This is a genomic window from Pseudomonas sp. SDO55104_S430, from assembly GCF_054070595.1.
On the sequence record NZ_JBSVXG010000033.1, the window covers coordinates 24926 to 39790 of the forward strand.

9 protein-coding genes are annotated in these 14865 nt (G+C 63.0%); 3 read left to right on the plus strand and 6 right to left on the minus strand.

Annotated elements, in window-relative coordinates:
* The first annotated feature begins 11 nt into the window (after nucleotides 1-11).
* A complete protein-coding gene (locus ACW9JE_RS08955; RefSeq protein ID WP_457432550.1) occupies nucleotides 12-2537 on the plus strand; it encodes a PepSY domain-containing protein in 2526 nt (841 codons plus the stop codon).
* A 110-nt stretch (nucleotides 2538-2647) separates the two neighbouring features.
* On the opposite strand, the gene ACW9JE_RS08960 is transcribed toward ACW9JE_RS08955, so the two are convergent.
* The 4 genes from ACW9JE_RS08960 to ptsP form a co-directional block, all read right to left on the minus strand.
* Entirely contained in the window at nucleotides 2648-4192 is a 1545-nt protein-coding gene (locus ACW9JE_RS08960) for an alkaline phosphatase D family protein (RefSeq protein WP_457432545.1), read from the minus strand.
* 180 nt (nucleotides 4193-4372) lie between these two features.
* Nucleotides 4373-6112, minus strand: coding sequence for a PTS fructose-like transporter subunit IIB (locus ACW9JE_RS08965; RefSeq protein WP_224536273.1), 1740 nt, complete (start codon nucleotides 6110-6112; stop codon nucleotides 4373-4375).
* An 11-nt stretch (nucleotides 6113-6123) separates the two neighbouring features.
* Nucleotides 6124-7065 carry a 1-phosphofructokinase gene (pfkB, locus tag ACW9JE_RS08970; protein WP_224536271.1) on the minus strand — a complete coding sequence of 314 codons (942 nt, stop codon included), beginning with the start codon at nucleotides 7063-7065 and terminating at the stop codon, nucleotides 6124-6126.
* Nucleotides 7065-9926 (minus strand): phosphoenolpyruvate--protein phosphotransferase, encoded by a 2862-nt coding sequence (gene ptsP, locus ACW9JE_RS08975; protein WP_457432546.1) that lies wholly within the window; start codon nucleotides 9924-9926, stop codon nucleotides 7065-7067. Before ptsP ends, pfkB begins: the two co-directional genes overlap by 1 nt.
* Nucleotides 9927-10230: 304 nt before the next feature.
* On the opposite strand from ptsP, the gene cra reads away from it, so the two are divergent.
* Entirely contained in the window at nucleotides 10231-11226 is a 996-nt protein-coding gene (gene cra / locus ACW9JE_RS08980; protein WP_224536266.1) for a catabolite repressor/activator, read from the plus strand.
* Between the two features lie 3 nt (nucleotides 11227-11229).
* Nucleotides 11230-12006: a TatD family hydrolase gene (locus ACW9JE_RS08985; RefSeq protein ID WP_457432547.1), complete on the plus strand. Its 777-nt coding sequence runs from the start codon at nucleotides 11230-11232 to the stop codon at nucleotides 12004-12006.
* Here the strand turns inward: ACW9JE_RS08985 and ACW9JE_RS08990 are convergent, their stop codons facing one another.
* Both ACW9JE_RS08990 and ACW9JE_RS08995 read right to left on the minus strand, forming a co-directional pair.
* The gene (locus ACW9JE_RS08990) at nucleotides 12007-12396 is read right to left on the minus strand and encodes a hypothetical protein (RefSeq protein ID WP_457432548.1); all 390 of its coding nucleotides are present in this window, start codon (nucleotides 12394-12396) and stop codon (nucleotides 12007-12009) included.
* Between the two features lie 254 nt (nucleotides 12397-12650).
* Nucleotides 12651-14681: a methyl-accepting chemotaxis protein gene (locus ACW9JE_RS08995; RefSeq protein ID WP_457432549.1), complete on the minus strand. Its 2031-nt coding sequence runs from the start codon at nucleotides 14679-14681 to the stop codon at nucleotides 12651-12653.
* Nucleotides 14682-14865 lie beyond the last annotated feature (184 nt).

Below are 14865 nucleotides of genomic sequence, written 5' to 3' on the forward strand. Positions count from 1 at the left end.
AGGCGAGCGACGTGTTGAAGAAAACCCTGTTCCAGTTGCACTGGTTTTTTGGCATCAGCGCCGGACTGGTCCTGGCCCTGATGGGCATCACCGGGGCGACGGTGTCGTTTCAGGATGAAATTCTGTACGCAATAAACCCTTCGGTATTGCAGGTGCAGAAACAGGTCGCCGGTGTGCTGCCGCCCGCCGAACTGGTGGAAAAGGTCCAGGCCGCCACGGGCCTGAAAGTCGCCATGCTCTCGGTGGACATCGACAGCGACGTTGCCGCCCGCGCGTTCTTCACCCCGCCGCCAGGCGAGCGCCGCGGCCCGATGCGCTTCTTTGACCCGTACACCGGCGAGCTCCTGGGCGATGCCACCGGCCAGCAATTCTTCGGCCTGATGCTGCAACTGCACCGCTTCCTCGCCATGGGTGACACCGGTCGCCAGATCACCGGCGCCTGCACCCTGATCCTGGTGTTCTTCTGCCTGTCCGGCCTGTACCTGCGCTGGCCGCGCCAGTGGAACAGCTGGCGCGTCTGGCTGACCCTCGACTGGAAGAAAAAAGGCCGCAGCTTCAACTGGGATCTGCACTCTGTCGCCGGCACCTGGTGCCTGGTGTTTTACCTCCTGTCAGCGTTGACCGGGTTGTTTTGGTCCTACGAGTGGTACAGCAAGGGCCTGACTCAGTTGCTCTCCGATTCGCCTCAGAACGAACGCGTTCGCAATCGCGGCCCGGCACCCAGTGGTCCGGCGCCAACCGCCGACTATTCAGCCATATGGAGCAGCATCTATAGCGCGGCCGGTCCCGACCTCAGTTTCTACAACACCCGCATGCCACCCGTGGCCGGCCAGCCGGCAACTGTTTACTACCTCTTGAAAGATTCGCCCCACGACCGCGCCCTCAACCAGATCACCCTGGACCCGGTCACCGGTGCGATCAAACGCCACGACCGCTACAGCGACAAGAGCTTCAAGGCGCAGTTGCTGACCAGCATCTATGCACTGCACACCGGGAGTTACTTCGGCATCGGCGGACGCGTCATCCTGACCATCACCGCCCTGACCATGCCGCTGTTCTTCGTCACCGGCTGGATGCTCTACCTCGACCGTCGACGCAAGAAGCGCCAGATCAAGGACGCGCGCATAGGCCTGGCGCAACCGGGCAGCGATGCTCCTGCGTGGCTGATCAGCTTCGCCAGCCAGAGCGGTTTTGCCGAACAGCTGGCGTGGCAGACCGCCGGCCAATTGCAGGCCGCCGGGTTGCCGGTGAAGGTGCAGCCGCTGGCGAACACCAGCGAACAGGACCTCAAGGACTCGAGCAACGCACTGTTCGTGGTCAGCACCTTCGGCGACGGCGAAGCACCGGACAGCGCCCGTGGTTTCGAGCGCAAGGTGCTGGGCCGGGCGCTGAGCCTGGACAGCCTGAACTACGCGGTGTTGGGCCTCGGCGACCGTCAGTACGAGCACTTCTGCGGCTTCGCCCGCCGCCTGCACAACTGGCTGGGCGAGCACGGCGGCAAGACGCTGTTCGCCCCGGTGGAAGTCGACAGCGGCGATCCGTACACCTTGCGCCACTGGCAGCAGCAACTCGGCATGCTGACCGGCCAGGCACCGGTGGATACCTGGCAAGCCCCGAGCTACGAGAACTGGACCCTGACCCGTCGCGAACTGCTCAACCCGGAAAGCGCCGGCGCGCCTGTCTATCTGTTGGGCCTTACCGCACCGACCACCAGCAGTTGGCTGGCCGGTGATCTGGTGGAAGTGCTGCCGCGCAACTGCCCTTGGGCTATTGAACATTTCCTCGAAGGCCTGGGCATCGATGGTCGCGCGAGCATCACGCTCGACGGCTTGTCGCAACCGCTGGAGCAAGCCCTTGCCAGCAAGCAGTTGCCCGAGAACCGCAGCCATCTGGTCGGCCTGCACGCCCAGGCGTTGGTGGATGCGCTGGTGCCGTTGGCGATGCGTGAATACTCCATCGCCTCGATCGCCGCCGACGGCATTCTCGAACTGATCGTGCGTCAGGAAATGCACCCGGATGGCAGCCTCGGCGTCGGCTCCGGCTGGCTCACCGAACATGCGCCGGTCGGCGGCAGCATCAGCCTGCGGGTGCGCCGCAACAGTGGTTTCCATCTGCCGAACGAAGCGGTGCCGATGATCCTGTTGGGCAACGGCACCGGCCTTGCCGGACTGCGCAGCCTGCTCAAGGCGCGGATTGCCGATGGTCAGCAACGCCATTGGCTGCTGTTCGGCGAGCGCAACCGCGAGCACGATTTCCTGTGCCGCAGGGAGCTGGAAGACTGGCTGATTGAAGGCGACCTGCAACGCCTGGATCTGGCGTTTTCCCGGGACCAGGCGGAAAAGATCTACGTCCAGGATCGCCTGCGCGAATCGGCCGCTGAACTGAGGAAGTGGCTGGCGGACGGTGCCGTGATCTACATCTGCGGCAGCCTGCAAGGCATGGCCTCGGGGGTGGATCAGGTGTTGAACGAAATTCTCGGCGCTGCCGAAGTCGAGCGTCTGATCGAACAGGGCCGCTACCGCCGCGACGTGTATTGATAGATTCCTGTAGGAGCGAGCACGCTCGCGATGAACGCATGAACGCCGCGGGGCATCAGGCCTCCAGCGTTATCGTTGACGACCATCGCGAGCATGCTCGCTCCTACAGGTTACGGTGTAGGTTGCAGCTTCTGCTCAAAAACCAAAACCCCATCCAGATCCCGCAACACCACGCTCATCTCCCCGCTCTGCCCCTCGATGTTCACCTCACCGAAAAACTGAAATCCGGCAAACGGCGAAACGTTCTGCGCCGTCGGTGCTTTCTGGAACACCACCTCCGGACCAAAGGTTCTGTCCAGCGGATTGGGCCCGAACGTCCCTGCATTCAAAGGCCCGGCGACGAATTCCCAGAACGGCTCGAAATCCTGAAACGCCGCGCGATCCGGGTGGTAGTGATGGGCCGCGCAGTAATGCACATCCGCCGTCAGGAACACGAAGTTGCGCACCTGCTGCGCCCGCAGAAACCCCAGCAACTCGGCCACTTCCAGCTCCCGTCCCTGGGCAGGCCCCGGGTCACCGTTGGCCACTGCTTCCCAACGAGCCACACCGGGACTGACCTCACCATCTGGCACGCCGAGGCAGATGGGCATGTCGGCGGCGATCACCTTCCATTGGGCGTTCGAGGCCTTGAGCGACGCCTTCAACCAGTCCAACTGCTCGCGCCCCAGGAAGGGTTTGGCAGCGCCCAGATTGTCGTCGTTGGCGTCGCGATAACTGCGCATGTCGAGCACGAACACATCCAGCAGCGGCCCATAGCTGAGCTGACGGTAAATCCGCCCGCCAGCGTCGGCGCTCTGCAAACGCATCGGTGCATATTCGAGCCAGGCCTGCCGCGCGCGATCCACCAGGCTGTGGATATCCTTGCTCTTATAACGCTCATCCAGCTGCTTGCCCGGCGACCAGTTGTTCACCACCTCGTGGTCGTCCCACTGCCAGATCTGCGGCACTTCGGCGTTGAAGCGGCGGATGTTTTCGTCCATCAGGTTGTATCGGTAATTGCCCCGGTAATCATCGAGGGTTTCGGCGACTTTGCTCTTGGCCTCGGTGGTGATGTTGCGCCACACCCGCCCGCTCTCGGTGACCAGTTGCGCCGGCACAGGGCCGTCGGCGTAGATGGTGTCGCCGCTGTGGATAAAGAAGTCCGGCAGGCGCAGACGCATGGCTTCGTAGATGCGCATGCCGCCGATGTCCGGGTTGATGCCGAAGCCCTGGCCGACGGTGTCGCCGCTCCAGACGAAACGGAGGTCGCGACGGGTCTGCGGCACGCTGCGCAGATGGCCGAACCAGGGTTCACTGGCGACACCGCTCTGGGCGTCTTCGAATTGCACGCGGTAGAAAATCGCCTGGTCGGCGGGCAGCCCGGTCAGCTCGACCCGAGCGGTGAAATCGCTGCGGGCATCGGCCAGCGGCGAAACGAATCGACGGGGATTGGGAAACAGGCTGCGGGTGTCCCACTCCACCACCATCCGCGCCGGACGATCGCAGCGGCTCCAGATGATTGCGCGGTCACCGAGCAGGTCGCCGGACTGCACGCCATCGGTGAGTTTTGGACGATCCTTGACCGAAGCGATCACCGCCGGCGCCAGCCCCGGCAACAACAGCCCGGCGCCGACGGCCTGCACGACACGGCGACGTCCGAGGTTGAATTCGCTCATGGTGTTCTCCCTGAAAAAGGAAAAACTTAAGCATGGCTGGATGTCTCACAGATGACACACCCCTGACCCTGTAGGAGCGAGCATGCTCGCGATGGTCGTCAACGATAACGCTGGAGGCCTGATGCCCCGCGGTGTTTATGCGTTCATCGCGAGCATGCTCGCTCCTACAGTAGAGGGCGATTATGCGCTGACGGGCTCAACCGCCAGCTCCACCACCTCCGGCCGCTTGACCAGCGCATACACCACCGCCGTCAACAAACTCCCCGCCACGATCGCCAGCAGATACAGCAACGCATGGTTGATCGCATTCGGGATCGCCAGCACGAACAAACCACCGTGGGGCGCCATCAGCTTGCAGCCGAAATACATCGACATGGCACCGGTCAACGCACCGCCGGCGATGCTCGCCGGGATCACCCGCAACGGGTCCTTGGCGGCGAACGGAATCGCACCTTCGGAGATGAAGCACAACCCCAGCACCAGCGCCGCTTTCCCGGCTTCACGTTCAGTCTGGGCGAACTTGCGCCGAGCGATGAAGGTCGCGATCCCCAGGCCAATCGGCGGCACCATGCCGGCAGCCATGGTCGCGGCCATCGGTGCATAACTCTGCGACGCCAGCAGCCCCACCGAGAAGGCATACGCGGCCTTGTTGATCGGCCCGCCAAGGTCGACGCACATCATCCCGCCCAGCAACACGCCGAGCAGAATCGCGTTGGTGGTACCCATGCTGTCGAGGAAATGCGTCAGCCCTTCAAGCATCCCCGCCACCGGTTTGCCAACCACGTAAATCATCACCAGACCGGTGAACAGACTGGCCAGCAACGGGATGATCAGGATCGGTTTCAGCGCCTCCAGACTCTGCGGTAAGCGCGCATAACGGTTGATCGCCTGGGCCGTGTAGCCGGCGATGAAACCGGCAATGATCCCACCGATGAAACCGGCGCCCAGGGTGCTGGCGAGCAGACCGCCGATCATCCCCGGCGCCAGGCCAGGACGGTCGGCAATCGAGTAGGCGATGTAACCGGCCAGCAACGGCACCATCAGCTTGAACGCAGTGTCGCCGCCGATCTGCATCAGGGCGGCGGCAAGGGTGCCCTGCTCCTTGAACGCGGTGATGCCGAACACGAACGACAGCGCGATCATCAGACCGCCCGCCACCACCATCGGCAACATGAACGACACACCGGTCAGCAGGTGTTTGTAGATCCCGGCCTTCTCTGACTTGGCCGGGGCTTTCGCGCCGGTCGATGCGCTTTCCTGCACGCCTTCGGCCAGCGCCTTGTTCAGGGTGGCCTCGGCCTGCTTGAGGGCGATGCCGGTGCCGCAGCGGTAGATTTTCTTGCCGGCGAAACGCTCGGTGGCGACTTCGATGTCCGCCGCCAGCAGCACCACGTCGGCATCGGCAATTGCTTGGGCACTGAGCGGATTGCGCGCGCCGACCGAGCCCTGGGTTTCCACCTGCAGGTCATAACCCAGGCGCTTGGCCGCCTGTTGCAAAGCTTCGGCGGCCATGAAGGTGTGGGCGACACCGGTCGGGCACGCGGTGACTGCAACCAGTCTCGGGGCGTTGGCGGTGACCGGCGCAGGTGCGACGACAGCTTCAGGTGCGTGATAGACCGTCGCCTCTTCGGCGCCTCGGCGCAGCACCGCCTCCACGTCCTGCAGGGCCTGGGCCGGGGTGCTCTGGTAGACGCGTTTGCCGACGAATCGCGACATGTCCACCGGGGTGCTGGTCACCAGCAACACCCACTCGGCCGCCTCCAGCGTGGCCGCCGACAACTGACGCTCAGGATGCGTTGCATCGCTGACTTCGACGCAGGTCATCCAGCCCTGGCGCTGGGCCGCCGCGTCCAGCAGACGGGCGCACAGCACACTGGTGACCATGCCGTTGGGGCAGGCAGTAACAATGGCTAACTTCATGACCAACCCTCTTATTGTTCTGTCAGGGGGCGCACGCGCACACCCTGTTCAAGCAGCGCCAGTTGCGCCGTATCGCCGATGCCGAAACCGATCTGGGTCACCGCCATCGCGGCAATCGCCGTGGCCGTGCGCAGGGTTTGCTCAGGGGTGTCGGCACTGAGTAAACCGTGGAGCATGCCTGCCAACAGCGAGTCTCCCGCGCCCACCGTACTGGCGACGCTGACCTTGGGCGGCGTGGCATGCAGCGCCGAGCCGACGCTGAACCAGTTCACACCATCGGCACCGTGGGAAACCACGACATGTTCGATGCCTTGCGCATGCAGACGATTCGCGGCCTCGGCCTGTGCCAGCACCGATACCACTTCGCAACCGAGCACTTCGGCAAGCTCTTCGGTGTTGGGTTTGATCAGCCAGGGGCCGGCCTTGAGCGCGGCGGCCAACGCCTCGCCGCTGGTGTCGAGGGCGACTTTCAAACCGAGGTTTTTCAAACGCAGGATCAAACCCTGCAACCACTGCGGGCTGACGCCCTGGGGCAGACTGCCGGCGACTACGACCGCGTCATGCTCCGGGGCAATCTGCTCCAGACGCTCGAGCAAGGCCTGCTGCGCCTCTGCGCTGACCTTGGGTCCGGGACCGTTGAGATCGGTGATGCGTCCGTCGCCTTCCGCCAGCTTGATATTGCTGCGGGTCTCGCCGGGCACGCGGATGAACGCGTCGGTGAAACCGCGTTTGGCGAACAGGGTTTCGAACGCCTGCAGATTGTCTTCACCGAGAAAACCGCTGACCGTCAGCTGATGCCCGAGGTCCGCCAGCACCTGCGCCACGTTCACCCCTTTACCGGCGGCGTGGGTGTGCATGACGTCGCTGCGGTTGACCTGACCGGGTTCCAGGCGCGGCAACTGCACCGTCAGATCCAGCGCCGGGTTGAGGGTCAGGGTCAGAATCCTGGCCATTACAGGGCCTCCACTAATGCACGTACTTCATTGGCGCTGCCCACGGCGAGCGCTTCCTGGGCGAGATTTCTGGCCTGGCTCAGGCTGAGTTCGCGAACCCGCGCCTTGACCTCGGGAATGCTGCGCGCGCCCACGCTCAGCTCATCCACTCCCAGCCCGACCAGCACCGGCACCGCCAAGGGATCCGCCGCCAGCTCGCCGCACACGCCCACCCATTTGCCATGGGCATGGGCCGCGCGCACGGTGATGTCGATCAGTTGCAGCACCGCCGGGTGCAGACCATCGGCCTGGGCCGACAGGGTCGGATGACCGCGGTCGATGGCCAGGGTGTATTGCGTCAGGTCGTTGGTGCCGACGCTGAAGAAGTCGACCTCCTTGGCCAGCACCGGCGCCAGCAGGGCGGCCGACGGCACTTCGATCATGATCCCCAGTTGCAGGTCAGCCACCGGGATTTCCCGGCGCAGGCGCTGGGTCATGTGCCGGGCCTGGCGCCACTCGTCGACGCTGCCGACCATGGGAAACATGATGCGCAGCGGGCGGTTGTCGGCGGCTCGCAGCAGGGCGCGCAATTGCGCCTCCATGATCTGCGGCCTTTGCAGGGTCAGGCGAATGCCGCGCACGCCGAGGAACGGGTTTTCTTCCTTGGCGATTGGCCAATAAGGCAAGGGTTTGTCGCCACCGACATCGAGGGTGCGCACCACCAGCGGCCGCCCGGCGAGGCCATCGAGCACGCGACGGTATTCGGCTTCCTGGGTGGCTTCGTCCGGCGCTTGTTGATGGGCCATGAAAATCAGTTCGGTACGCAGCAGGCCGATGCCTTCGGCGCCCTGCTCCACCGCCGCCACCACCGCGGAGCTTTCGCCGATATTGGCCACCACTTCGACGGCATGACCATCTGTTGTATGTGCTGGTTGATGACGTTGTTCGGCGGCCGCCTTGAGCCGTTGTTCGCGGGTGTCGCGCTCTTCGGTGGCGCGCTGCAAGGTGCTTGCGTCGGCATCCACATGCAGTCGACCGCGCTGCCCGTCGAGCAGCAACGGCGTGCCTGGCGCCAGCAGCAATACCGCCGCGCCTGCTCCGACCAGCGCCGGAATGCCCAGGGCACGGGCGACGATGGCGCTGTGGGCCGTGGCGCCACCGCGCGCGGTGAGAATGCCGGCGACCCGGGCCGGGTCCAGGCGCGCCACGTCGGACGGGCCGACTTCATCCATCACCAGAATGTAGGGTTGCTCGGGTTCGCTCGGGGTTTGCACGCCACACAATTGCGCCAGCACCCGACGCCCCACATCACGCAAATCGGCGGCGCGCTCGGCGAGCAGCGCGTCATGCAGGGCTTCCTGCTGCCGGGCGGCCGCTTCGATCACCGACATCCACGCCGCTTCCGCGCTTTCGCCCTGCTTGAGGCGAGTGTCGACTTCATCGGTCAGTTCCGGGTCGTCGAGCATTTCCTGGTGGGTGATGAAAATCTCGCGAATCGCCTTGGCCTTGCTGCGTTCGATCAGGCCCTGAATGTCGGCACGCACCTGCACCAGCGCCTGCTTGAGACGCTCACGCTCGACAGCGGCGGACTCACCGCGCAAAGGGTAATCGATGGCCTGCTGCACCTGAATGTGCGCCGGGCCGATGGCGATACCCGGTGCGGCGGCGATGGCCTGAATCAGGCTGCCGGAGGCCGGGGCCAGCAACACCTCGGCAATATCGGCCACTTCTTCGACTGGCTGGCTCACCGCCGGCAATGGCTCGACCTCTTCGCCCAGGCCTTCTTCGATGGCGGCCAGCAATGCGGGCAACGCATCGGCGGCGATGCTCGGCTCGGCGATGATTTCCAGCACCTGTCCGCGCCGGGCGCCGAGGCTGAGCAGCTTGCTCAGGCTCTTCACCGACACGGCGCTGTCCTGGCCATCGACGATGCGGATGCGGATTTCGCCTTCGAAACTCTTGGCCAGCTGCGCGAGGATTTTCGCCGGCCGCGCATGCAGACCATGGGCATTGGCCAGGGCGATACGGGCGCTCGGCCAGTCCGCCGGCAATTCACCGCCGAGCACTTCGAGCACCGCGCGGCAACTGGTGGCGCGGCCCAATTCATTGCCGCGACCTTCAATCAGCAGCGCGCACAGGCGTTCGAGCAGGGCCTGATGCGCCTCGCCCAGGCTGGCCAGACAGAACAGACCGTTCAGCGGCTGGCCGAGGTAGCGCAAGGGCTTGTCCGGGGTTACGAAGGCCAGGCCTGGACGCTTGACGGTCTGCTCGCTGTGCAGCCACCACAAGCCATCGCCCAGCGGCAGCGCTTCGACCTGCTGCAACACGGCGGAGAAACCGTTGCTGACGCAGTCGGCCTGGCGCAAAAGACGTGCACCGCGCCACACCAGTTCTTCGAAATCCTCGGCGGCAACGGACAGGCCGATCATCTGCGCATCCAGCGCCAACTCCTGGGGCGCGCCTTGCAGCAGTTTCAGCAACGCTTCGGGAGAGCTGGCGCGACGCAGGGCCTGGCCCAGATCGGTCTCGCCGAGGGCGCGGGTCAGCAGTTGCAGCAGGCGCAGGTGTTCGTCGGATTTGGCGGCGATACCGATCGCCAGGTAGACGATCTGCCCGTCCCCCCAATCCACGCCCTCGGGAAACTGCATCAGGCGCACGCCGGTTGTGAACACCTGATCGCGGGTTTGCGGAGTGCCGTGGGGGATGGCAATACCTTGACCAAGAAAGGTCGAGCCCTGGGCTTCGCGCGCCTGCAAGCCGGCGAGGTAACCCTCGGCGACCAGGCCGTCGGCCACCAGGTGGCTGGCCAGCAACTGCAACGCCTCGGACTTATCCACAGCCGACTGGCCCATGGATATCTGCTCCACTGTGAGCTCGAGCATGATTTCTCCTTTTTGGCGCCCTGTGGACACCAGGTATTGTTTTGAATGATTCAGCTTAGGCGCCTGTCTCAGGACAAGATTTGGCAGTTTCGCGGCAGAACCGAGCACAAATCAAAAAAGGGCACCAATCACCTTGAAAATACGCTTGCTGAAACGTTTAATCTAGCATGATTGGCACGTTAATCGATAACCGTGAAATCGGAAAGTCCAATTGTCGGATGCGCTGCGACAAGGGTCGACTATCTGAATCGGTTAGGATTGGCGAAACTGTCGGGCAAGCTCGAAAAAACAAGGAAACAACGGGTTGAAACTCAGTGATATCGCCCAGTTGGCCGGTGTGTCCGTTACCACCGCCAGCTATGTCATCAACGGCAAGGCCGAACAGCAACGCATCAGCAGCGCGACCGTCGAGCGCGTGCGTGCGGTGGTCGACCAGCACGGCTTCACGCCCAATCCCCAGGCCGCCGGACTGCGCAGCCGGCATACCCGCACGTTGGGCTTCATTCTGCCGGACCTGGAAAACCCCAGTTACGCGCGCATCGCCAAGCTCCTTGAACAAGGCGCCCGGGCGCGCGGTTACCAACTGCTGATCGCCAGCTCCGACGACGCGCCAGACAGCGAGCGACAATTGCTCCAACTGTTCCGCGCCCGGCGCTGCGATGCGCTGATTGTCGCCAGTTGCCTGCCCGTCGGTGACGACAGCTATCGCCAGTTGCAAGCCAAAGGCATCCCGATCATTGCCGTCGACCGGGTGATGGAGCCAGAGCACTTCTGCTCGGTGATCAGCGACGACCGCGAGGCCAGCCTGCACCTGACCCAGAGCTTGCTGGATCCACTGCCCAAACAGATCGCCCTGATCGGTGCCCGTCCGGAACTAAGCATCAGCCAGGAACGTGCCGCCGGTTTTAAACAGGCGTTGAGCGGTTATACGGGTGAAGTGATGATCGAACACGGCGAATCCTTCAGCCGTGAATGCGGCAAGCAGTTGATGGAGGAAATGCTCCAGCGTGTCGGCCATTTGCCGGAAGCGCTGGTGACCACTTCCTACGTGCTGCTCCAGGGCGTGTTCGATGCCTTGCATGATTTCCCGCTGAAAACCCGCCCGCTACGCCTGGGCACCTTTGGTGACACTCAACTGCTGGACTTCCTGCCGTTGCCGGTCAACGCCATGGCCCAGCAGCACCAACTGATCGCCGACAAAGCCCTGGCCCTGGCCCTGGCGGCCATCGAACAGTCTGATTACCAGCCCGGCGTACAGGCCATCGCCCGTACCTTCAAGCAGCGTATTCGCCAGGATTGAACCGTGGAACTGATCGACACCCACACCCATCTGGACTTCCCGGATTTCGACGCCGACCGTCAGGCGCTGATGAGCGAAAGCCGCGCCCTCGGCGTGCGCCAGATGGTGGTGTTGGGGGTTTATCAGGGCAATTGGCAGCGGGTCTGGGAGTTGGTGCAAGGCGATCCGGATCTGTACGCCGCGTTCGGCCTGCACCCGGTGTATCTGGACGACCATCGCCCCGAGCACCTGGCCGAACTGGGTGACTGGCTGACGCGTCTGGCCGGACATCGACAGCTGTGCGCCGTGGGCGAAATCGGCCTGGACTACTTCATCGAAACTCTGGATCGCGATCGTCAGCAGGGGTTGTTCGACGCACAACTGCAACTGGCGGCGGACTTCAATCTGCCAGCGCTGATCCACGTCCGACGCAGCCATGCGGCGGTGATCGCCACGCTCAAACGCTTCAAGCTCAAGCGCGCCGGCATCATCCACGCCTTCGCCGGCAGCCGTGAGGAAGCCCGGGAATACATCAAGCTGGGTTTCAAGCTGGGATTGGGCGGCGCCGCCACCTGGCCCCAGGCCTTGCGCATGCACCGGGTGCTGGCCGAGTTGCCGCTGGAGTCGGTGGTGCTGGAAACCGATTCACCGGACATGGCGCCCGCCATGTTCCCCGGTCAACGCAACAGCCCGGCGCACTTGCCGGCGATCTGCGCGGCATTGGCGGAAATCATGGCGATCAGCCCCGAGCAACTGGCGGGCGCCAGCACGGCCAATGCGCGAGAACTGTTCAACTGGTAGTCAGTCAGCGTGGGCCTTGGCGGCCTCTAGCATCAGAGTCATGTGCTGACGATGGCGGGCAAATCCTACGGCGACGAAATACACGAAAACCGCCAGCAGCGAGTAATTCAACTGCTCGACGACACTGATCAGGCCAACCCACTCCAGCACCAATGCCACCAGCAGCGCTGTGCAGATCATCACCAGCAGACTTGCCTTCAACATGGCCAGCGAATCGAGGGATTTGAAGCGCTTGATCTGCTTCGGATCGCGCAGCTCCAGGGCTTTCTGGCAGTTGGAGCAGGTAAACGACTCGTTGATGGAGATGGCATTGAGCTGCCAGGGTTCGAGCGTCATCGTACGCTGGCAATGGGCACAGCGGCCCTGAATTCCAAGCGATGCAACAGCCATGACCCTGCCTCCTTTTTGTCAGTGAACTGAATCATCTTTCATTGAAGACGAAAAACCAGTGCGCGGATTGAATCAGGAGCTTGCCTACTGACAGAAGGCAAAAGTATTACGGGAAATTCCGAGATCTGGCCTGTGGGACCCGACCTGTGGGAGCGAGCCTGCTCGCGATAGCGGTTTGTCAGCCAACACGATGTTGAAGCTGAAAATGCCATCGCGAGCAGGCTCGCTCCCACAGTTTGAGGTGTGGTGTCTGTTTAAACGCGGAACGCACCGATCAATTGCTTGAGCTCCACCACCTGCATCGACAGCGCACGGCTGGCATCCTCAGTCTGGTGTGCGCCTTCGGCGGTGCGCTCGCCGGCGCGGTTGATCTCGACGATGTTCTGATCGATGTCGTGGGCTACAGCGGTCTGCTGCTCCACGGCCGCCGCGATCTGCTGGTTCTGATCGACGATCATGCCCACCGCGCCGAGGATATTTTCCAGGGCCTGCTGGACCTTTTCCGACTGTCCCACCGTGCCATTGGCCATTTCATGGCTGATGCCCATGGCCTTCACCGCAGCACCGACACCGCCGTGAAGCCTGGCGATCATCTGCTCGATTTCTTCGGTCGATTGCTGGGTGCGCTTGGCCAGGGTTCGTACTTCGTCCGCCACCACGGCGAAACCACGCCCCTGCTCCCCGGCCCGCGCCGCTTCGATCGCCGCATTGAGCGCCAGCAGGTTGGTCTGCTCGGCGATGCTCTTGATCACCTCCAGCACGCGGCTGATGGACTGGCTGTCGCTGGCCAGTTGATTGATCACCAGCACCGATTGATCGATCTCGCTGGCCAGCGCGGCGATGCTGCCCTGCTGGGACTGCACCAGGCCACGGCCGCTGATGGTTTCATCATTGACGCTGTGGGCACTGCTGACCGCCGCGGCGGCACTGCGCGCCACCTCAAGGGAGGTGGCGGACATCTGGTTCATCGCCGTGGCGACCTGCTCGATCTGCGTGCGCTGCCCGGCCACGGCCTGGTTGCTCTGCGCCGAAACATTCTCCACCTGTCCGGCCTGGCGCTCGACTTCGCCGACGGTGTGCCCCACGCGCTCGATCAGGTCATGGATTTTTTTTACGGTGCCGTTGAACACCTCACCCAATTCGCCCAGCTCATCCTTGCTGTGGGCGCTGAAAGTGACGGTCATGTCGCCAGCCGCCACCTTGTCCATCACCCCGCCAAGGCGCTTGAGGGTGGTGCGGGTCGAGGCGTAGAAGCCGCCGTACAGGTAGAAAATCAGTACAAACACCACCGACAGCGCCACCGCCTGCAGGATCATAAGGGTGCGATTCTGCTCCAGACGCTGCTGCAACTGGATGTCGAGAAACTTCAGGGTGGCCTCGTTCAGCTGGTAGGTCTGGTCCATCAACCCGGTGACCTGATCGTAAAAACCCTGCCACGGCGTATCCAGGGTGTCGGCCATCACCACTTTCTCTTCAAACAGCTCACTGGCCTTTTTCAACGAGGCCTTGCTGCTGTCGGCCACGACGCTGAGGGTGTCCCGCGCGGCCTTGCTGGAGGCCAGGGTGTCCTGCAGCTTCAGGCTGTATTCGCCCTGGAGTTTTTCGATCTGCGACAGCAGCTCATCGAATCGGGTGCTCGATGCCGAATTGAGAAAGCCCTGGCCCAGGGAAGAAGAACCGATGGCCCGGCCGTCGCCCAGAATCTGGGTAATGCGCGGCGTCACGGTGGTGGCGAGTTCGCTGAGCTGACGCATGTCGCTTTGATTGTCGCGGCTCAGGCCCGCCTGACTGGCAATGATCTGACTGAAGATCTGCGCGCTGCCGAGCAATTTGCCGGTCAGGGCGCTTTTGCTTTGCAGGGATTTTTCCGCTTGCTGCGCCTTGAACGCCGCGATCATTTCATCGCGCTTGCCGTCGAATACCGCGATCTGCTCCGGATCGGTGGTCATCGCCGTCAACGCCTGCATGCGCGTCAAAATGCCCTGTTCCAGCGTGCTGATCTGCGATTCGAGATTGCCCGCCTTGGCCGACTGACCGAGGGCGACGTTGATCTGCACCAGGTTATTCAAGGTCTCCAGATCACGCCGCAGCTCCACGCTCTGCCCCAACAGATCGAGGCTCTGCAGTTCAATGCGGGTGCCCTGGAATTCGCGATAGGAATCACGGACCAGATAGAAGTTGGTCACCAGCATCGGCACCAGGAACAGAACACTGATCAGGCTGAACTTCATGCCGAAGCTCAAGCGGTTCATCAGCGCGACGGCGGGATAGAGCAAGCTCTTCACTGGAAGTCTCCCTTGGTTTTCTTATTTTTATTCGCGGGCGCAGCCAGACAGCAGATAGCCACTATTGGGCGCTATCCGTATATAACTCAAATTTGGGGATGGTTTTGTAACTTAAGGTTAACGGGAAAGCTTCGCGGGCAAGCCTCGCTCCTACCGGGTTAAGGTGTCGTCTCTGTAGGAGCAA